The sequence below is a fragment of the Phycisphaeraceae bacterium genome (assembly GCA_020851465.1).
Taxonomy (GTDB): Bacteria; Planctomycetota; Phycisphaerae; order Phycisphaerales; family Phycisphaeraceae; genus JADZCR01.
This window is the reverse complement of sequence record JADZCR010000001.1, coordinates 259,541-278,507: the sequence shown is the minus strand read 5'-3', so window position 1 is coordinate 278,507 and position 18,967 is coordinate 259,541. Positions and strand designations below refer to the sequence as shown.

11 protein-coding genes are annotated in these 18,967 nt (G+C 56.8%); 6 read left to right on the top strand and 5 right to left on the bottom strand.

Going from position 1 to position 18,967, the window contains the following annotated elements; genetic code table 11:
* The first annotated feature begins 1 nt into the window (after position 1).
* The gene (locus IT444_01060; GenBank protein ID MCC7191343.1) at positions 2-2,575 is read left to right on the top strand and encodes a patatin-like phospholipase family protein; all 2,574 of its coding nucleotides are present in this window, start codon (positions 2-4) and stop codon (positions 2,573-2,575) included.
* Here IT444_01060 and IT444_01055 read toward each other — a convergent pair.
* Both IT444_01055 and IT444_01050 read right to left on the bottom strand, forming a co-directional pair.
* Positions 2,556-8,597 (bottom strand): hypothetical protein, encoded by a 6,042-nt coding sequence (locus IT444_01055; GenBank protein MCC7191342.1) that lies wholly within the window; start codon positions 8,595-8,597, stop codon positions 2,556-2,558. The genes IT444_01060 and IT444_01055 overlap by 20 nt on opposite strands.
* Positions 8,594-10,003 (bottom strand): toll/interleukin-1 receptor domain-containing protein, encoded by a 1,410-nt coding sequence (locus IT444_01050; GenBank protein ID MCC7191341.1) that lies wholly within the window; start codon positions 10,001-10,003, stop codon positions 8,594-8,596. The genes IT444_01055 and IT444_01050 overlap by 4 nt, the downstream gene beginning before the upstream one ends.
* Before the next feature lie 295 nt (positions 10,004-10,298).
* Between IT444_01050 and IT444_01045 the strand changes: the two genes are divergently transcribed.
* Together IT444_01045 and IT444_01040 are read left to right on the top strand one after the other, a co-directional pair.
* Positions 10,299-11,573 carry a class I SAM-dependent methyltransferase gene (locus tag IT444_01045; protein MCC7191340.1) on the top strand — a complete coding sequence of 425 codons (1,275 nt, stop codon included), beginning with the start codon at positions 10,299-10,301 and terminating at the stop codon, positions 11,571-11,573.
* 2 nt (positions 11,574-11,575) lie between these two features.
* The gene (locus IT444_01040) at positions 11,576-12,694 is read left to right on the top strand and encodes an NAD(P)/FAD-dependent oxidoreductase (GenBank protein ID MCC7191339.1); all 1,119 of its coding nucleotides are present in this window, start codon (positions 11,576-11,578) and stop codon (positions 12,692-12,694) included.
* A 61-nt stretch (positions 12,695-12,755) separates the two neighbouring features.
* Here IT444_01040 and IT444_01035 read toward each other — a convergent pair whose 3' ends face one another.
* Together IT444_01035 and IT444_01030 are read right to left on the bottom strand one after the other, a co-directional pair.
* Positions 12,756-13,175 carry a universal stress protein gene (locus tag IT444_01035; GenBank protein ID MCC7191338.1) on the bottom strand — a complete coding sequence of 140 codons (420 nt, stop codon included), beginning with the start codon at positions 13,173-13,175 and terminating at the stop codon, positions 12,756-12,758.
* A 5-nt stretch (positions 13,176-13,180) separates the two neighbouring features.
* Positions 13,181-14,575 carry an Nramp family divalent metal transporter gene (locus IT444_01030; protein ID MCC7191337.1) on the bottom strand — a complete coding sequence of 465 codons (1,395 nt, stop codon included), beginning with the start codon at positions 14,573-14,575 and terminating at the stop codon, positions 13,181-13,183.
* A 208-nt stretch (positions 14,576-14,783) separates the two neighbouring features.
* On the opposite strand from IT444_01030, the gene IT444_01025 reads away from it, so the two are divergent.
* Genes IT444_01025 through IT444_01015 form a run of 3 tightly spaced genes read left to right on the top strand, consistent with a single transcriptional unit; the run spans position 14,784 to position 17,348 of the window.
* A complete protein-coding gene (locus tag IT444_01025) occupies positions 14,784-15,446 on the top strand; it encodes a metal-dependent transcriptional regulator (GenBank protein ID MCC7191336.1) in 663 nt (220 codons plus the stop codon).
* A gap of 51 nt (positions 15,447-15,497) precedes the next feature.
* Entirely contained in the window at positions 15,498-15,920 is a 423-nt protein-coding gene (locus IT444_01020) for a DUF393 domain-containing protein (GenBank protein MCC7191335.1), read from the top strand.
* A 30-nt stretch (positions 15,921-15,950) separates the two neighbouring features.
* On the top strand, positions 15,951-17,348 hold the full coding sequence (locus tag IT444_01015) for an MBL fold metallo-hydrolase (protein MCC7191334.1): 1,398 nt from the start codon (positions 15,951-15,953) through the stop codon (positions 17,346-17,348).
* Positions 17,349-17,416: 68 nt separating this feature from the next.
* Here IT444_01015 and IT444_01010 read toward each other — a convergent pair whose 3' ends face one another.
* Positions 17,417-18,763, bottom strand: coding sequence for a nucleotide sugar dehydrogenase (locus IT444_01010; GenBank protein ID MCC7191333.1), 1,347 nt, complete (start codon positions 18,761-18,763; stop codon positions 17,417-17,419).
* Positions 18,764-18,967 lie beyond the last annotated feature (204 nt).

Here is an 18,967-nt window from a genome sequence, read left to right as displayed (position 1 = left end):
TATGAGTACGGTGCAGGATAACTGCGACCCTTCGCTGGCGGCGGCATCGCTGCTCAAAGAGGCTCGCGCCTTGGCGCAGCAGCAGCAATTCGATCGCGCCAGAGCATTACTGGATGGCGCAGCGCGTCTGCAGGGGTTGCCGGAAACGATGCGGGTCAAAATGGCTGCCGCCGCCGCTCTTTACACGGCAAAAGATAAACACCGTCCAATCAACGAACGGTATGACGAAGCGCTGGACCTGATCCCCGACATAGCCACCACACGCGATCAGGAGACGCTCGGAGTCGCGGGCGGCATTTACAAGCGCAAGTGGTTTCTGACCGGCCGCAAGCAGGACCTCGAGGCCGCCGCTGCGCTTTATTTGCGAGGCGCGCGGGAGGGCATTGCCCGGGATCTTGGCTATACCGCCATCAATGCGGCTTTTGTCCTCGATGTTTTGTCGCAGATTGAAAGCAGTTCATACCAGCGCGGATTGATCCCCGATCCTTCGCATCTGCGTCGCAAGGAATCACGAAAGCTGCGGCAGCAAGTTGTCGAAACCCTGACGCAGCGGATAAACGAACCGGGCGGCGAACAACTGCGAAAGCAATGGTGGACAGTGGCGACACTTGTGGAAGCCTATTTTGGGCTTGGTGATTTTGACGCAGCAGGTCGATGGCTGGGGTTGGCGGATCAGCTCGACGCCACGGAGTGGCAGCGCGAATCAACGCTATCGCAATTGGCGTCACTGGCGTTGCTTCGAGCGTCCGACCAAACCGAACAGGCGATCAGCGCGACGCCGGAGTGGCGATTTCTTGCGGATTATCTGCCTGATCAGGTCGAAGCACTCCGTTCAACGCTCCGGGGCAAGACGGGACTTGCACTCTCCGGCGGGGGATTCCGCGCCTCTCTTTTTCATATTGGAGTCCTCGCCCGCCTGGCGGAGCTGGATGCGCTGCGCTCCATCGAGGTGCTCTCGTGCGTCTCAGGCGGCTCGATTCTCGGTGCCCAGCTTTATCTTGAAATCCGACACTTGCTTCAGACTAAAAGTGATCACGAGATCACGCGACAGGACTACATCGATATTGTTCATCGATTACACGAAGACTTTCTTGCCGGAGTCCAACGCAACGTACGCACGCGTGCCTTGGCTTCGCTATGGATCAACCTCAAGGTGCTTGTAAAACCCGCGTACACCCTTGCGGATCACATTGGTGAATTGATTGAAAGTGAAATCTACAGCCGTGTGCGCGACGGCTGCGATAACGGCCCTCGATGGCTCAACGAGTTGACCATTAAACCCGCGGGAGAAAAGGAATTTCATCCGGACGATCAGAACTGGCGACGTCGCGCCAAGGTGCCGACGCTGATCCTCAACTCGACAAGCATCAACACCGGCCACAACTGGCAATTCACTCCCACATCAATGGGCGAGGCGAGTACGCACTTTGTGCGAATGGTGGAGAGCAACGCGAGGCTCCAGCCGATGCTTTATGCCGACGCCCCTCAGCGTCATCGGCGGGTACGTCTGGGCAAAGCGGTTGCCGCTTCGGCGTGTGTGCCCGGTATTTTCCCGCCAGTCTTACTTATGGGGCTGTATCCTGATACAGCGGTCACCCTCGTAGATGGCGGCGTCCACGATAATCAGGGCACCGCCAGCCTCATTGAACAGGATTGCACCGGATTGCTCGTCAGCGATGCGGGCTCACAGTTGGCGGATGTGCCGATTCCCCGAACGGATCCGCTGGGCCTGCTCGGTCGGGTTACACATATCCTGCTCAATCGGGTGCGTATTGCACAGTTCCGCGAAATCATTTCACGGCAGAGAGCGTCTGCGCAACGACGGCTGATGTTTGTTCACCTTAAGCGCGGAATCGAATCGCCGAGTATTGCTCATAAAGGCTCCAAGGAGGCGCCACCACAACAAGCAAGTATTCCCGCAGGCGAATCGGATAGCGGACTACCCGCGAGCGTTCAGCGGTTGCTGCCGCTCCTGCGGACTGATCTTGACTCATTTGCTGACATTGAAGCCTACACGCTGATGTATTGCGGATATCAAATGACGGCGCGGTATTACTCTCCGTCGCCGGGCGAAAGCGATACCAGGCAGGAAGACTGGCCGTTTCTTCGCGTGGCGGAAGTGTTTGACGACCCGAAACGGCTGCGGAGACTCGAACAATTTCTGAAGGTTGGCTCCCGGCGGGGGCTGCGAGCGGTCGCGCTGTCACTACCATTGCGCATCGCATTGATTGTCACGATGATTGTTCTTGGCGCAATGCTGGTCGCGGCTGTCTGGTCGGGGCGATACATGCCGACCTCTCAAACGCTTACGCTTGGACTCCAGATTGCGCTTGTGTGCTTTCTTGTGTTTTTGATTCTGACGTTTACCGCAACCAGAGTGATGAGGCGATTTTTGATCCGTACATCCGTGGTGCAGATCGTGCTGGACGTGGTTGTCTGCCTTTTCGGATGGATTCCTGCGACGCTGCACCTGCTCACGCTGGAGCGCGTTTATCTCGCCAAGGGATCACTCAAGGCCTTTGGAATAGATCCAGGGAAAAGCCAGCAGAAACACGTTACTCCGCGCGATGCGTAGCGGGTGAGGTCGCAGCAGGCATCGTTGCGGGGGCGGTAGTCGGCTGCGGGGGATTTGGCGGATGGCGCACGATTTCGAAGGCGTCTTCGGCCAGGACTTGATCCGTATTGGGATAGCCCATTTGCTGTGCGTCGCGCAGGCAGTTAACGGCACGGGTGATTTCTGTTGCGGTGTCCGCTTCCAGTCCTCCAAGTTTAGAAAGACGCGCAGCCAGCAACGCATGGAAGCGAGCCAGCAGGATCAGTCGCTCACCTTTGGCATAGGGTGTTAAGGTCGCCCGGACCAGCAGTTTGAATTCCGCATCGTCAGCAAGGGGTTTAAGCTCAAGACTCGAGACAAGAGCTAACGAGTCCGCGCTGAAAACTTCCACCGCCCGCGCCAGACGCACAAGCGCGACCGCTATTAACCGAGGGCGTGTCTGCGGACTAGCTGCACCCGCTCGAATTGACTCCACCAACGCCCGGGTAAACAGTAGGGAATAATCTCCCGGATATTTTTTTTCCACGGAAAGTAAATCGGCTTCGGCCTCATCGAAACGGCCAAGAAGCGCTCTTGCCAGGGCGCGATTAGCGCGGGAGTTTTCTGCGGCCGCTGCTTTTTCGGCTTCGGCAAACAAAGTTTCGGGCGTGCGCGGGTCCGTTCGTTGCGGCATCTGCCCCAACATGATCAGGGCTAGGGCACGCCAGCGAGGATATTTCATTGCTTCGTTGAGTGTGCGTTCCGCGGCTTCTGCATCACCCATCCGACGGTAATGACTCGCCAGATCGAGTAGCCAGCCGGCATGCAGTTCTGTTGCACGCAGAAAATATTCAGTCGCGGTGGCTGCTTTTCCTAATTTCTCTGTGGCGCGGGCAAGCCGATTCCACGCCCAATCATCATTGGCTCCGGGGCCGGCGACCGCGGATTTCAGTTGGGCCGCGGCTTCTGAAAACGCAGCAAAGTCGTAAAGAATGCCGCCCAGTTCAGCCATGGCCCAATGGGATTTAGGATCAAGACCGAGTGCTTGTTTGAAATCAGCCTCGGCATCTGAAAAGCGCAGCAATGTTCGTCTGACCGAGCCGCGCTCCGCCAAGAGTAATGCCAAGGCTTGCCTTTGGGCGTCAGTTGTCGGGGCAGGAAACAGACTGATCGCTTTGTCGTAGGCTTCGGCTGCTGCGGGTCGATAATTGACGAGAAATGTTTCACGCAGCGTTCGGGCTTTACGTGCCCATGCGGTGTAGGTATCTCGACCAACCAGCGACATGGCGCGATCCATTTCCGCGTCGGCGTCGTCGGGTGTTCGAGCCAGATAGAGCATCTTTGCGCGGGTGAAGCGAAGGCTTGCCTCGTCGGGAGCTTTGAGTTCGATCCGCTTTTTGATGTCTTCCGCCGCCTTGCCGTACTCGCCCATAGCCACAAAAAGGTCGTAGCGCACCTGATAGGTGAATTCAAAATCCGGCGCAATGGCGATGGCTTTATCAAAACTCTGCAGTGCTTTGTCGTAGAACGGCAGGCCTTGAACTTTGTAAGCGATTCCCATATTTGCATAAGCGCGGGCACGCTCCGTGGCGTCGATGCCCGGACAGGTCGCAGCCTCGTTGTAACTCTGAATCGATTCTTTATAGCGCTGCATGCGCCGCAGCACGATGCCGCGATGCAGCCACGCGACGTAATTTGTCGGCTCGTTATTGACGGCAAGATTCAGGAGTTCCAGCGCACCGGGCAGGTCTTCCTCGCCGGGTTTGGGGTTGTCCCAAAGCGGCCGTGATTTATTTTCCAGATAGTCAGCCGTGAACAGCGCGAGGTAGTCGGGCCGCTTTTTGACTGCTGCCGGCACAGCTTCCATCGCATAAAAATTTTGATACCCGAGATTTCGTGCCAATCTCAACACTTCAACGCCACGGGTGAGAACAGCTTCACTGGCGTTGGGCCAGGTCAAGAGTCCGAGGCCCAGTTGAGAGGCGAGGTCTGCTCTGTCGTCCTCGCTCAATACAAACGAGGCAAGAGCGTTTTCCAGCAGGGCTACCCGCTGCACAGGGGCCGCGCTGGCGACGGCATCGCGCCAGGCCACGAATTGAGCAGTTGAAACCGTGGGTTTGGCGATGGAGAACAGATCCCATCGACGGCGATAAAGGTCCAGCAGGGGCGTAGTGAGCATCGGATGGGCATTTGAAAATGCCATGAAGTTTTTGACGATATCCCGAGCCTGTTGCGGCAGGGTGCTGATTTCAGCGGGGGGATTTGCTTCAAGGGCTTCAAACGCAGCGACCGTTTCCGCGTGCAGCCGAAGCATCTGCGCGACATCGGGATCGATGGCGGAAACAACGGCGGTTTTCAACAGCTTTTCCTGCGCTTCGTCAGACAGGGCGACCACATTGTCACCCTCTCCCTGTAATTGGACTCCGCTGTCGCGCTGCAGCATTTCAAAAAAGCCGCGAGGGTCTTTGTCGAGTTGCTGCCAGGCGGGGCGGTCGGGAAGTAACTCCCAGAGATGCGATGGATTTTCTGCGTTGGGAATGAGCACGAGTGCGTCGGCGGCCTGATATATCGCTTGCGGATCACGGGACAAATCCGTGAGGACCGTTCGACCTGATGCAACATCTACAACGGTAAGGCCCTGATTGGTTGTGATGAGCAGCGATTCGTTTCGCGGCCCAAACCCCATCGCACGAGCAGGCGAACGGGTGAAGAAGGAAGTCAGAATCCTTCCCGATGTCGTATCCGCGATCACGCCCTCCGTGGATGTGGGCGAGGCCCACGCGATCAAGGTCCCTTCCGGATTAAATGCCATGATGGAACCGGCCCACGCTATGGACTCCGCCCGAGACAGATTGGGATTTCGCGATTCATAGCCTTCGGGAGCTGGTGCTGATGCTGGCGGCTTGATCGCCGCCATTGATAGCCCTGCTGTGGTTTCATAAATGGTAATCCTGCCTTCATTGGCGATGGCGACCATATTGCCCTTGGCATTGAAGACGGCGTCCATCCGGCCGGTGCCCGGAATGACAAAGCGCGGTTGCTTCCAGGGCAATGGACCGACGCTTACCGAAGCGTTGTCCGCCCGCGCAATCAGCACCTCGTCTCCATGAATGCCAGCCGCAACGATCAAACCACTTCCGGAAACTCGATATGCCTGATTGGCAAAGCGACGTGCTGCGTCATACACCACCACGCTGGGGCCGGGGCGGAGTGTGATGATCTGACCAGCAGCATCTGATCCAATCGGTTGCCCCCAATCCATCCCCGGATTGATCGGTAGATCCTCATCTGCGACGAATAACCGAATGACACCTGCACCCGGTCTGGCACCAGAAACATCCGCCGTGGCTATCGCGACTCCGCGACCGTCGGCGCGCCATCGCATGGCGGTCACAGGTCCGGGCGTCAGAATAATTTGGTTTACACTGCCGCTGCGGGCAACTTCTACGCGATTACCCTTGGCGGTGAGTGAATCATTGACGAAAGGTCCGACGATCCGACGGGAACCGATCGGCGGATGTGTGTTGAGAGCAACGGAATAGTCCGGATTGCGCAGGTCCGTTGCGGAGACTTCCACACAACCGTCAAGTTGCTGCACGAGGAGACTCGTAGCAGAGGTGTCCATGATGGTGGCGCCCGGAGCCAGTCCCTTGATCAGCCACGGCCGGCTGATTCCCGCGCTTACCCCGCCTGAGGAGCCGACCGGCGGCGTCGGCGGATCCCACACCATCGGGCCAAGCGGCGAAGAGAGAACAATCCGCCGTCCGACACCCACAAAGCCCAGCGTCGGAGTCACTCGGATTTGTGTAGAGGCGTGATCGCGAGTGTCGTCTAATGCGACATTGTCCTGGTCCGATCGATCATCGGATCGTTTTTCATGCGATGTCCCCCCGCGAGGGAGAAACATATCGAGTCGCGTAGGTTCTTCGCGACCGGCGAAGAAAAGGGCGACAACGCCCCCATCAGCTCGCGCCGCTGCCACAGTGCTTCCGTCAAACGAAACAGCAATCGGCAAGGATTCGTTCGAGACATCGTTCACCACGGCGGCATGTTCGACACGACCGGACGTTTCACCGCCGGGTAATGAAAGGAGCAATCGTCGTCCGCGTTCAGCATTGCGTTTGTAATCCCACCGTACCAGGGTGTCGTCCTCGAGTCGGATATAGAGCAGGTCGTCGTTGGGAGAAAAAGCTACGGACTGCACGACTGCTTGAGCCGCGGGGTTGGGCCAGGCTTGAGGCGCACCGGAAAACCAGTCAATGAGCCAGAGCTTTTTGTTTTCGTCCACCGCGGCGAGCCAGCGGCCGTCACGACTGCCGCAGAGATGTCGTACAACACCCGGAAGCTCAACCATTCTTTCAATCCGCATCGGCGGGGTGCGTACAAGGCGGCGGACCGCCTCCGGCGCGGAAAAATTACTATTGAGAACTGCTTGTGCGAGAATCTGACCTGCGGCTGCGGGTTGAGCGGGCGAAGCTCCTATCATCTCTTCGAGCACGCGGCGGTAATACTTGGCGAGATTAACCCTTGCTTCCTGGGTCTTCTCCTCTGCAATTTGACGGGCTTTCTTGGCGGCAGCCTCCTCCTGCTCGGCGCGCTTGATCTCTGTTTTGATCTGCTCGTTCTGTTTTTTGATCTTCCGGTTGCTTTCAAAGAGCCACGGCACCAGCGTGAAACATACGAGGATGATTAAAGAAAGGCCCGTCAGCGCCACATAACGGATCGTGCGTTTTCGTGCCTTGGCGAGCCGGTGTGATGACTCCGCCTCCCTTGCTTTGGCACGTGCGAGTTCTTCACGCTGTTGGCGGCGCAGACGGCTGGCACGGACGGGAGCCACGAGCACGTCGTGCGTTAATTCGATCCGCTGGACCCCCAACCTCTCCTCAACACGCAGCAGCCGCTGGCGAACCAGGGCATCAAGCGCATCGCGCGTCACGCCAGGCTCATCGAGCGCGCTTTCGAGTGCGATGTTGTCACGAAACCCGGAGCGGGTGAGCAGATGATCTTCGACAAAGACTCTCGTGGCCTCAGACACCTGGCTCATGGCCCGTTCGTAAAACGCGGCGATGATTTCATCGCGCGAGTCCGCCAACAGGTCGGCGGTGATGCGTGATTGGCCTCGCGCCAGCCGCCGGTTGTTCAGTTCTCGGCAGAAAAGGCTCAACAGTGCCGGCTGCACGGCATGCTGTTCGAGCATTTCGTCGTCGGCTTCTTCTTTTTCGACATTCGGTGCCCCAGCACGCCCCGCGACGAAATTTACAATCTGCTGCGCAACCTCCGGCTCAACTAGATTCCCTCCAGCTCGCTGGATAACTTCAAGGCCTTGTCGAATCGTCATCGGCAGCAGCCGCATGCGATTTTGGTTGATGCTCCGCATCAACGGCCTGAGTCCTTCGAGATTCGCCAGGAAATCCTCACGAAGACTCAGAATGACCTTGACGCAAGGCTCGTCAAAGAGATATTTTCCCGCGTCCAGTTTTCCTTCTTCAATCTGGCGGCGCACTGACTCCGACGGACGATTTTCGACAAGGTCCGCCAGCTCTCGGAGAAACGATTGTCCGCGAGCGCGTGTGGAGTCATTGCGCGCTCCAAGAGTAAAGATCTCCTCGAACTGATCGAAAACCAACACCGGCGTCAGCAAGCGATTGCGCTTGCTCCAGAACTCGACAGAGCGATCCTGAAAGTACTGCCAGAGCGTGATCTCGGCTGTAGCCGACGGCGCATCGGTGCCGGATTCACGAGCCGCTTTGGTAATCGCGAGCTTTACCTGTTCGATCAGGGTCGGCGGGGTGTCACCATGGTCGAGGCGGATATAAATGGGAAGGTAGTCTTGTTCACGCAGCAGTGGAAAGAGACCGGCCTGCAGCAAGGAGGTTTTACCCAGTCCCGATTGACCAAAGAGTACGGTCAGTGTCTCGCGCGTGACCAGCCGCTGAATCTCACTGGTTTCGTGAGAGCGACCGAAGAAATAATCCCGGTAATCCTCGGAGAATGCCTCCAGCCCCGGCCACGGATTCTGCCGATCAACGCTCAGGTTGTCGGTGTTGAGAGCGCTTGCGGTCATGCGCCACCCCGCTTCCGTCGGTGGTATTCGCGTACCAGCTCTCGCACACGTTCACAGAGATCGTTGGTGGGCCTGCCTCCCTCCAGTTTTATCCATTGCACTTCACGAAACTTTCCGGGGACCGAAGCGGCATAGGCGTCTGTGTTATCGATGCAGATAGGCACAATGAAAGGCACCCCCTCCGCGATCTGGAGCGCCCGCTCCGCCGCGAGACGCCATTCGAGTCGGAAGTAGCCCTCCAGCCGTGCCTCGGTCTGTTTCGACACGATGGGAAGAAACAGGGAACAGTTTTTGATGTGCCGACGAATAAGTTTGTCGAAATCATCTCCACCAGCGAGCTGTCCCTGATCAAACCACACCTCAACATCCGCGGCATCGAGGGCATCGTGAATGGCTTTGACCACGGGACGGTCTTCGCTGGCGTAACTAAGGAAAACCGCGCCGGGCGGCATTTCGTCGTTATCCGCGGCGTCGGAGGCCGGCTTGGTGGCGGCCTGCGCGTGGATAGTGGTATTTTCCGCGGCTGGAGGCGGGACACTCTTGCGTCCGCTTAACCGGTTGCAGAGTTGATCTACGAATTCTGACGCTCCGCCATCCTGAAAAATACGAGTGCGGTAGCTGAAATTCTGGAGAAACAGGATGAGGTTACGATCCGCGCAGGCGAGTTTATCCGCGACGACCTCAAGCGAGTCGCGCTGTCCGGAAAGCCGTGAGCCTTTGGCTAACCGGAGAAAAAACCGTGCGAGCCAATCGGGAAACCCTGTGCCCATGAGCAGCAGGTGGTGGGACCGCAGAGCGTCGAACAATCGTTCGGGGCGACCGCGTTCCGATTGCAGCGCGTAAAGAAACTCAAGAGTGTCTTCGTCGGTTACGACGTAATCGGGCAGCGACGAAACCTTGCCGAGGAGATGAAACACCACTGGCCGATCTTCGGTACCAGCGTTGGCAGGGAGATCACCTGCGCCATTCGGGGAGTAGCCGATAGAGAGCGTTTTTTGTGCGCCGCCGAATCGTTCCAGGTCAATCGCGTGTTCGAGGAGCGAATCAAAAGTTGTGGTAACAAAGAGATTGAACTGACGGATACCTGCGAGCTTGCGCAGAGAGTCGGGCACGGGCAAGGCGAGATCGCGCATGATGTTGCGTACGCGCGGGTAAAGATCTTCCCGCCGTCCACCATTGACAAGGTATTCGACCGCAACGGTATTGATCGGTTCGGTCTCGGAGTCCCCCGGTACGGCCACCCCCAACCGCTGCGCCAGCCGTTCTGCAACGATCCGCTCCACCAGCTCGGATTTTCCGTTGTAGAGCACGCGGGAAAGCTCACCGCCTACGATGGGCACCACGCGCCGGTCGTCGATGTACTCGACCAGATCATCCCAAAACGTGATGGTATCCAAGGTTTTCATCAGCCAATCCGTCTTTTATCACAAGTCGGGGCGGCAACGGCTGTTATTTAAGACGCCTTCCTCATTCTTGTGGCGTCACGGCAATCGTATTTGTGATATTTGCTGCGTATATGAATCAAGCAGACAGCTTTCGACCAAGGCCCCCGAATCTTGTCGCCAGTTAAGATTGTAGTGTCATAATCGCGGATTGAAGAAGCTGCATTATCTCTCGCTTCTACCCCGAACCGTTCATACAATTATGACAGCATCGAATTACGCAGGATTTCAAGTCCAGCCGTCGCGCAAGGGGGTTTGCGTGAACGAAAATAAAAGTGGCGCATTCGATCTTAATCCTGATAACCAGGGTGGCTATCCTCTCACCGGCGCACCCAATCTAACTGGCCATTCTTTGGCGGTAGAGCGATGGCTGGCGCGTCGCATGCTTCGTTCGCTTGGTGATCCGCCGATCAACATTCAGCTTTGGAGCGGCGAAGTGGTAGAAGGTGCCGCCGCCCCGCATATTGCCCGCATTGTTCTTACGGATCGTGCTGCTTTGTGGAAGCTCGCCAGCGATCCGGAATATCAGTTTGGTGAGCTTTACAGCCAGGGACGGCTTCAGGTATATGGCGACCTTGTTGCGCTGCTTGAGTTGTCCTATCGAGGCAGCTCCTCAGACGGGACATTCCGCGAGCACCTCACCTCGTGGCGGTATCGACCACATGCCGCCTCACTCCGTCGTGCGAAAACCAACATTCATCATCATTACGACATCGGCAACGACTTCTATCGTCTCTGGCTGGATGACGCGATGGTCTATACCTGCGCTTACTTTCCGACGGAAACGACAACGCTTGAAGCGGCACAACAGGCAAAACTCGAACACACCTGCCGCAAATTAAGATTGCGAGAAAACGAAAACGTCGTGGAGGCTGGCTGCGGCTGGGGTTCACTCGCCCTGTACATGGCTCAACATCACGGCGTCAAAGTACGCGCTTTCAACATCTCACATGAACAGATCGTGTACGCAAGAGAACGCGCCAAAGCCCTTGACCTGAAATCGCGCGTCGAGTTTGTTGAGGATGACTATCGCAATATTGCGGGGAAATACGACGCCTTCGTCTCTGTGGGCATGCTTGAGCACGTGGGGCCGGGAAATTATGAAGCACTCGGCGCGGTCATCGACCGTTGTCTTGGACCAGATGGCCGCGGGCTGATCCATTCGATCGGACGCAACCGACCAATCCGGATGAACGCCTGGATAGCCGAAAGAATCTTCCCTGGAGGCTATACGCCGGCCCTTTCCGAAATGACCCGGATCTTCGAGCCATACGCTTTTTCAATTCTCGACGTTGAAAATTTGCGGCTGCATTACGCTCTAACACTGCGACACTGGCTCGAACGTTTTGAGCGATCGGCGGATCAAGTTCGTCAGATGTTCGACGATCGCTTTGTTCGCATGTGGCGGCTGTATCTCGCGGGATCGCTTGCGGCATTCTCCACCGGATGGATGCAATTATTCCAGGTCACGTTCAACCGCACGAGGTGCAACGATGTACCGCTGACGCGCGAGCATCTCTACCGCGCGAGGTGATCATGGAATCATGTGATGTTCTTGTTGTCGGTGGCGGTCCGGGTGGGTCCACCTGTGCACGAAAGCTCCTCGCCGCCGGCTTGGATGTGATCGTACTCGACAAGCGCGTTTTTCCGCGTGACAAGACCTGTGCGGGATGGATCACGCCCGCTGTTGTCGCGGAACTTGAGCTGGACATCAACGAATACGCCGCATCTCGTGTGTTTCAGCCTATTACACGATTTCGCACCGGCATGATTAGGGGCGAGGCGGTTGAGACGTGTTATGACGCGCCCGTAAGCTATGGCATCCGCCGGTATGAGTTCGATGATTACCTGCTCAAACGCTGTGGTGCGCGGCTGCGACTGGGTGAAAAGTTCGAGTCGCTTACGCGCGACGGTTCATGGTGGATCATCAACGACGTAATCCGCGCCCGGCTGGTCGTCGGTGCGGGCGGCCATTTCTGTCCCATCGCTCGACAGCTAGGCGGTCAGGTCAAAGAGCCGATCGTGGCAGCCCAGGAGATCGAATTTCCATTGAGCGAGAGGCAGAAGCGCCATTGCAAAGTCGATTCAGAATCGCCGGAGCTTTATTTCTGCAACGATCTGGCCGGCTACGCATGGTGCTTCCGCAAAGGGGACTATCTGAACATCGGGCTAGGCCGCGAGGACAGCGTCCGCGTCGGCGAACACGTTGCGGATTTTCGTGCCTGGATGATCGAGGAGGGCCGGATCCCTCAGGACACCCCGGCTGCCGGGAAGTTCCACGGTCACGCTTACATCCTTTATGGCCACACCCAGCGCACACTTGTGGATGACGGGATACTGCTCATCGGCGACTCGGCTGGCTTGGCATACCCCCAAAGCGGCGAAGGAATTCGGCCAGCGGTCGAGTCCGCGCTTCTGGCCGCAGAAACGATCATTGCTGCACGAGGAAATTATTCGTCAGCGGCACTTGATCCATACCGGGAAAAAATCAGATCACGATTTGGTCAACCCAAAGCTACTAGCGCGTCAGGGTTTCTGCCGTCGGCAATCATGCTCCCGTTAGCGTCGAAGTTGCTGACGAACAGTTGGTTCACCCGGAGCGTTGTGCTCGATCGCTGGTTTCTGCATTCGCACGTACCGGCCATGACCGGTTGAGAAGGAGCCTGTACCCCATTGCGGCACCGTGAACGGGCTTAATCATTACTTGACAGAAGAATCAACCGCGAACGATCAAGACAGGAATCTTGGTGCGATGACGCACCGGCTCGATGGTGCTGCCGAATACCAGGTCGCCGATAAGCCGATGGCCATGTGAACACATTGCGATCAGATCGCAGTGACATTCTTTGCTGACTTTGATGATGCCTTCCGGCGGATTGCCCAATTCAAGCCGTGTTTCGACCTTCAGGCCATGCTTGGTCAATGATTGCGCGGTTTTATCGAGGTATCGTTGATCCTCTTTCATTTCCTCGGACTCGGCGAGCTTGAGTTGCTTGAAGTTCCGTGCTGCGAAGCCGTCCGCGACGTGCAACAGAAGCAGGCTGGACTTGAGCAACACAGCCAACTCTCCGACGTGTGCGAGCAGACGCCGGTCGGTTTTGGAATTTTCCAGCGCGACAAGAATTTTTTTATACATGCCGCTCAGCCCCCGCCGCCAGCCAGGAGGCTGACGGTCCAGTCGATGAGATATTTGATGTTAAGCGTAACGATGATGGTTGCGGTGATCCACGCCAGCGCAAGGATCCAGCGCGGTGCCGTAAACTCGCCCATCTTTTTTCTTTCCGCGGTGAACATCACCAGCGGGATAACCGCAAAAGGCAGTTGCATGCTCAGGATCACCTGGCTGAGGACCAGCAGAGTATTTGTACCTTTGTGGCCGTAGAGCCAAGTGACGACCAGCGCGGGTACGATCGCCAGCAATCGAGTAATGAGACGGCGCAACCAAGGCCGCAGACGGATGTGAAGAAATCCTTCCATCACGATCTGTCCAGCCAGCGTGCCGGTGAGTGTGGAGTTCTGCCCGGAGGCCAGCAGTGCGACGGCGAAAAGGGCACTGGCCACGGGAACATTGAGCACGTCGGTCAACAGCAGGTATGCGTCCTGAATCTCCGCGACGTTCTGATGTTCGGTGCCGTGGAATGTGGCGGCGGCAACGATCAGGATCGCGGCATTGATGAAGAGTGCGAACATCAGCGCCACGGTCGAATCGATCGTGGCGAACTTGATGGCTTCGCGCTTTCCACTGGCCGTCTGTTCGTATTTTCGTGTCTGCACGATCGAAGAGTGCAGATAAAGATTATGCGGCATAACGGTCGCGCCGAGGATGCCGATGGCTACGTAGAGCATGTCCTTGTTGACGACAACATCACGGCTGGGCACAAAGCCGCGCAGCACGGAGGGCAGGTCGGGACGCGAGAAAATAATTTCGAGGAGGAAGCAGGCTCCGATGATGCTGATCAGCGAGATGACCATAGCTTCGAGATAGCGGAAGCCTTTGTGCTGAAGCAGCAGGATGAGCATGATGTCCAAGGCGGTCAGACAGACCCCCACGGTCATGGGTATGCCAAACAGGAGGTTGAGCGCGATGGCGGTTCCGAGCACTTCCGCCAGATCGCAGGCACAGATCGCCAGCTCGCAGAGCACCCACAGGACGAAGCTCACCACCGGGTGATAGTGGTCACTGCACGCCTGCGCCAGATCGCGGCCGGTGGCGACCCCCAGACGCACGCAAAGGTGCTGGAGAAGAATCGCCATGAAATTGGAGATGAGAATGACGCAGAGCAGCGTGTAGCCAAACTTGGCCCCGCCAGCCAGATCGGTCGCCCAGTTGCCCGGGTCCATGTATCCGACAGCCACCATGAAACCCGGGCCGGCAAATGCGAGCAGTTTTCGTCCGAAGCCGGCGCCTTGAGGGACCAGCACGGAGCGATGCACTTCGGGGAGGCTTGGTGTGTGACGGTTCCGCCGCCAGCCTTCGTCCACGGGTAGCGGGGCGGCATCGGCGGGAGAGGCGGAGGATGGTTTATCGGAGTCCATGAAGATGATCCACTGGATCGCAACCACTAACTTTGAGTAATCAAAATACAAGATTGGAATATACAAATCAAGTAACGGCCCATCTGGAAATCAGGATGCGTTGTTATTGTCGCCGTGTGGTTGGGTTACGTTGACGATCCGGCCGTGTTGATCGGTTAAACTCTTTTTGAGTTTCAGAGGCAAAAACAGAAGCGAGTCTTCCAAGCCGATGCCCAGCATAACCGTTGAAAACTACGTTAAGCAGATCTACCTGGAGCATCAGGCCTCGTCGCCGCGAAAACTGGTACCCATGGGCAGGCTCGCTGCCGCAGTCGGAGTCACCGCGGGTACTGCGACAACGATGATCAAGATGTTGTCCGACGCGGGACTCGTCGCCTATCAGCCGCGGGGCGGGGTACGACTGACGACGAAAGGTGAGAAACTCGCGCTCCATGTCCTGCGTCGTCACCGATTAGTTGAGCTGTTTCTCGTCACCGTGCTGCATCTCGACTGGTCTGAAGTCCATGATGAAGCGGAGGAACTGGAACATTCCATCTCCGAACGGCTGCTGGAAAAAATTGATGAATACCTTGGCCGTCCGGCATTCGATCCGCATGGCGACCCGATTCCCTCTGCCGACGGCAAAGTCACGCATCGCGACGTCCTGCGCCTCGCGGATGTCGAGTCCGGCCAACACGTCCGAATTGCCAGAGTGGTGGATCAGGATGAACGATTCCTCAAGTTTGTTGAGCGACAGGGACTCAAGCCCGGCGCGCGCATTACCATCGAAACTCGCGACACTCTGGCGGATGCGATTTCGATTCGTCTCAAAGAGGGCAAGCTGATTACGCTGGGTACGGCTGCCGCGGGAAAAATCCTCGTCGCAACCTGAGTCACGATTATTTCCGCTGTGATCCACGCCTAACATAGACGGGGAACTTTTGTGAAACACGCTAATTCCACCGTCACGCGGAATCATGGCATCGTTCTTTTTGACGGCATCTGCAACCTGTGCAGTGCTTCAGTGAACTTCATTATTAAACGCGATCCTGCGGATTACTTCCGATTTGCAGCACTCCAATCTGATACAGGAAGATCATTGCTCCGCGAATACCAACTGGAGGAGGGCACGATTAACAGCATGGTGTTGATCCAGAATGGCAAGACCTACATTCGATCCAGCGCTGCGGTTCGTATCGCGTCGCATCTCTGCGGCTTTTGGAAGGCGTTGGTTGTTTTCATGATCGTGCCACCCTTGATCCGAGATGTGATATACAGCTTTATTGCGAAGCATCGTCACCGCTGGCTAGGCAATACCGAAGCGTGCAACCTGCTTACGTCGGAAACATCCGAGCGATTTTTATAAATTCACACCCCTTCCGAGAGAACAAACAACGTGAAACTTCAATTTCTCGGCGCCACCCGGCAAGTCACCGGATCGCGTTACTTTCTTGATGCTGGCGGGCTGCAACTTCTTATTGATTGCGGCATGTTTCAGGAACGGGCGTACCTCGGCCGCAACTGGGGGACGACGCCGATCGATCCGGCGAAGATTGACGCGCTGCTTCTGACCCATGCTCATCTGGATCACACCGGCCTGATACCGCGATTTGTAAAGCGCGGGTTCAACTCACCCATTTATTCCACTCCCGCAACGCTCGATCTGACCCGGATCGTGCTGCTCGATGCGGCAGGCATCCAGCAGGAAGATGTCCGAAACAAGATCAAACGACACGAAGAGGAAAACCGTGTCGATGAAAACCCCATTGAACCGCTCTACACCGAGGACGACGCTCACGCTTCGCTGCGGCTGCTCCGCCCGGTGAAATATGAAGAGACGCTGCGGCTGAATGATCGCGTCAGCGTCACCTGGCGCGATGCCGGCCACATCCTCGGCTCATCTCTGCTGGAAATCGTTGTCCGCGAGGCTGGTGTTGAGAGGCGGATCGTTTTTTCGGGCGACATCGGCCAGTGGGATAAGCCCCTCATCCGTGACCCTTCGCTTATTCATTCCGCGGATTATGTGGTGATGGAGTCCACGTATGGTGACCGGAACCATGCAGTTAACGGAGGAATCGAAGAACAGCTTGCTGCGGTCGTCAACCAGACCATTAAGCGCGGCGGGAACGTGCTGATACCCACGTTCGCCATCGAACGGGCACAGGAGTTGATGTATTATTTCAGCCGCCTGGTTCGTAGCGGGAAGCTGCGCGATGTGCGCGTATTTCTTGACAGTCCGATGGCTGTTGAGGCGACGGATGTAATGGCTCACCATCCGGAGTGTCTTGACGAAGAAGCGCGGGCCATGCTTCGATCCAACGAGTCGCCGTTTCGCTTTCCGGGATTGCACTTCACACGCAGCGTCGAGGAATCGAAAGAGATCAACGGACGCAGCGGCGTAGTCATCATGGCCGGCTCGGGTATGTGTAATGCGGGACGCATCAAGCACCATCTCATTCAGAACATCGGCAAGCCGGAAACAACCGTCCTTTTCGTCGGCTACCAGGCGGAAGGCACGCTCGGGCGCGAGCTGGTGGATGGCCAGAAAGAGGTTCGCATTCTGGGCAAGCAATATCCCGTACAGGCACAGATCGCGGAGATCAGCGGCCTTTCCGCCCACGCTGATCAGAAGGGGCTTTTACACTGGCTCGATGCGATGGGTGCGACCCCGAAACGATTATTCCTGACGCATGGCGAAGAAAGAGCCGCAAACACGCTGGCGGAAATCATCCGCAGGCGGGCGAAGTATCCGGTTGATGTGCCGGGGTACATGCAAGCGGTGGAGCTGTTCTAGGTCGCGGCAGTTGACCGTTGATGTGCCAAAGTGAATCACCCGTCGCTCCGCCGTAGATAAGCGAATTCCTACGCACTGACGATGTGATTGCGTTTACCTGCTATTTTTGCGGTTGCGTTGCGCGTATCAACGATTAGCCGTGCGTTTTTGACGACGAAGGCCCAATCATATGCCTTGTGATGGGTTGCGATAATCACTGCGTCATAGCCTTGCAGCATAGAGGCGGAGAGAGGCACGCTCGATTTTTGCAGATCATGGAACCGCATCTTGTGTGTGGCGGGAACGTGCGGATCATTGAAATCCACCATTGCGCCCAGAGCCTGTAACTTTTCTATCAACTCAAAACTCGGGCTTTCGCGTACATCGTCCACATCCGGCTTGTATGCCAAACCAAGCACGAGAATTTTCGCACCCTTCACCGCGATCTGACGGTCATTGAGCGCCAGCAGGGTTCGCTGGACGACATAATCGGGCATTCCCCGATTCACTTCTCCCGCAAGTTCGATGAATCGTGTAGGCAAGCCGACTTCGCGGGCCTTCCACGTAAGGTAATAAGGGTCAATGGGGATGCAGTGCCCGCCTAGTCCCGGACCGGGATAAAAAGCCTGAAACCCGAAAGGTTTCGTGGAGGCGGCTTCAATGACCTCCCACACATCGATACCCATCGCGGTAAGAAGAACCTTCATTTCGTTCACCAGCGCGATGTTCACCGCTCGGTAGATGTTCTCCAGCAGTTTGGCGGCTTCCGCGACTTCGGCTGAGGAGACGGCCACCACTTTTCGGATGGCCTTTGAATACAGCTCCGTCGCCACCCGGCCGGACTCCGGGTCGATTCCGCCGACGAGTTTCGGGATCGTCTGCGTATTGTGGTCCTTGCGGCCGGGATCCTCGCGTTCGGGTGAAAAGGCGAGGAAAAAATCAATACCGCATTTCAATTTGCCGCCTGCTGCCTTCTCAAAGCGGGGCAGCATGATCTCGCGGGTTGTGCGCGGGTAGGTTGTGGATTCGAGAACGATAAGTTGACCGGATCGCAGCGTCCGAGCGATCGCATCCGAGGTTTGTTCAATATAAGAGAGATCGGGTTCAAGATGCTTACCCAGCGGGGTAGGCACGCAAACAATCACCGCATCAGCTTCACCAAGGCGCGTAAAGTCGGCTGTCGCGTCAAACTTTTTTGGTACGGAGGTGTTTCCCCGGGTGGCGGCAACAGCCATGTCGCGCACGAGGTTTTCACCCAGATGCTTGAGATAGCTCTCGCCCCGGAGAAGTTTGTCGATCTTTCCGGGATCGATATCGAAGCCGATCACGGGAAATCCCGCATCCCAGAAAGTGCGCAACAGCGGCAAGCCGACATAGCCCAGGCCGATCACACCAATGACGGCAGTGTGATTTTCGATCTTGGATGAAAGCGTCACAAATAGCTCCGGGACAACGGGGTATGAGCGATTTTAACGCGGAAGCGACGCGGGGTTGGTTTGCTGGTGTCGGCGGGAGTATTGGCGGGCTTGGTTTCCTATACACATGTAGTCATCTGAGGTCATTTGCACGCGACTGGTTGCTGTCCGTAAATCCCGCGCATAGAATCCGCCACATTAATTTGTGAATCGATCAAGACCCTC

Coding starts and splice junctions, on each gene's coding strand:
- IT444_01040 (MCC7191339.1), top strand. CDS start 11,576: ATGGAATCATGTGATGTTCTTGTTGTCGGTGGCGGTCCGGGTGGGTCC.
- IT444_01055 (MCC7191342.1), bottom strand. CDS start 8,597: ATGACCGCAAGCGCTCTCAACACCGACAACCTGAGCGTTGATCGGCAG.
- IT444_01050 (MCC7191341.1), bottom strand. CDS start 10,003: ATGAAAACCTTGGATACCATCACGTTTTGGGATGATCTGGTCGAGTAC.
- IT444_01025 (MCC7191336.1), top strand. CDS start 14,784: ATGCCCAGCATAACCGTTGAAAACTACGTTAAGCAGATCTACCTGGAG.
- IT444_01035 (MCC7191338.1), bottom strand. CDS start 13,175: ATGTATAAAAAAATTCTTGTCGCGCTGGAAAATTCCAAAACCGACCGG.
- IT444_01060 (MCC7191343.1), top strand. CDS start 2: ATGAGTACGGTGCAGGATAACTGCGACCCTTCGCTGGCGGCGGCATCG.
- IT444_01030 (MCC7191337.1), bottom strand. CDS start 14,575: ATGGACTCCGATAAACCATCCTCCGCCTCTCCCGCCGATGCCGCCCCG.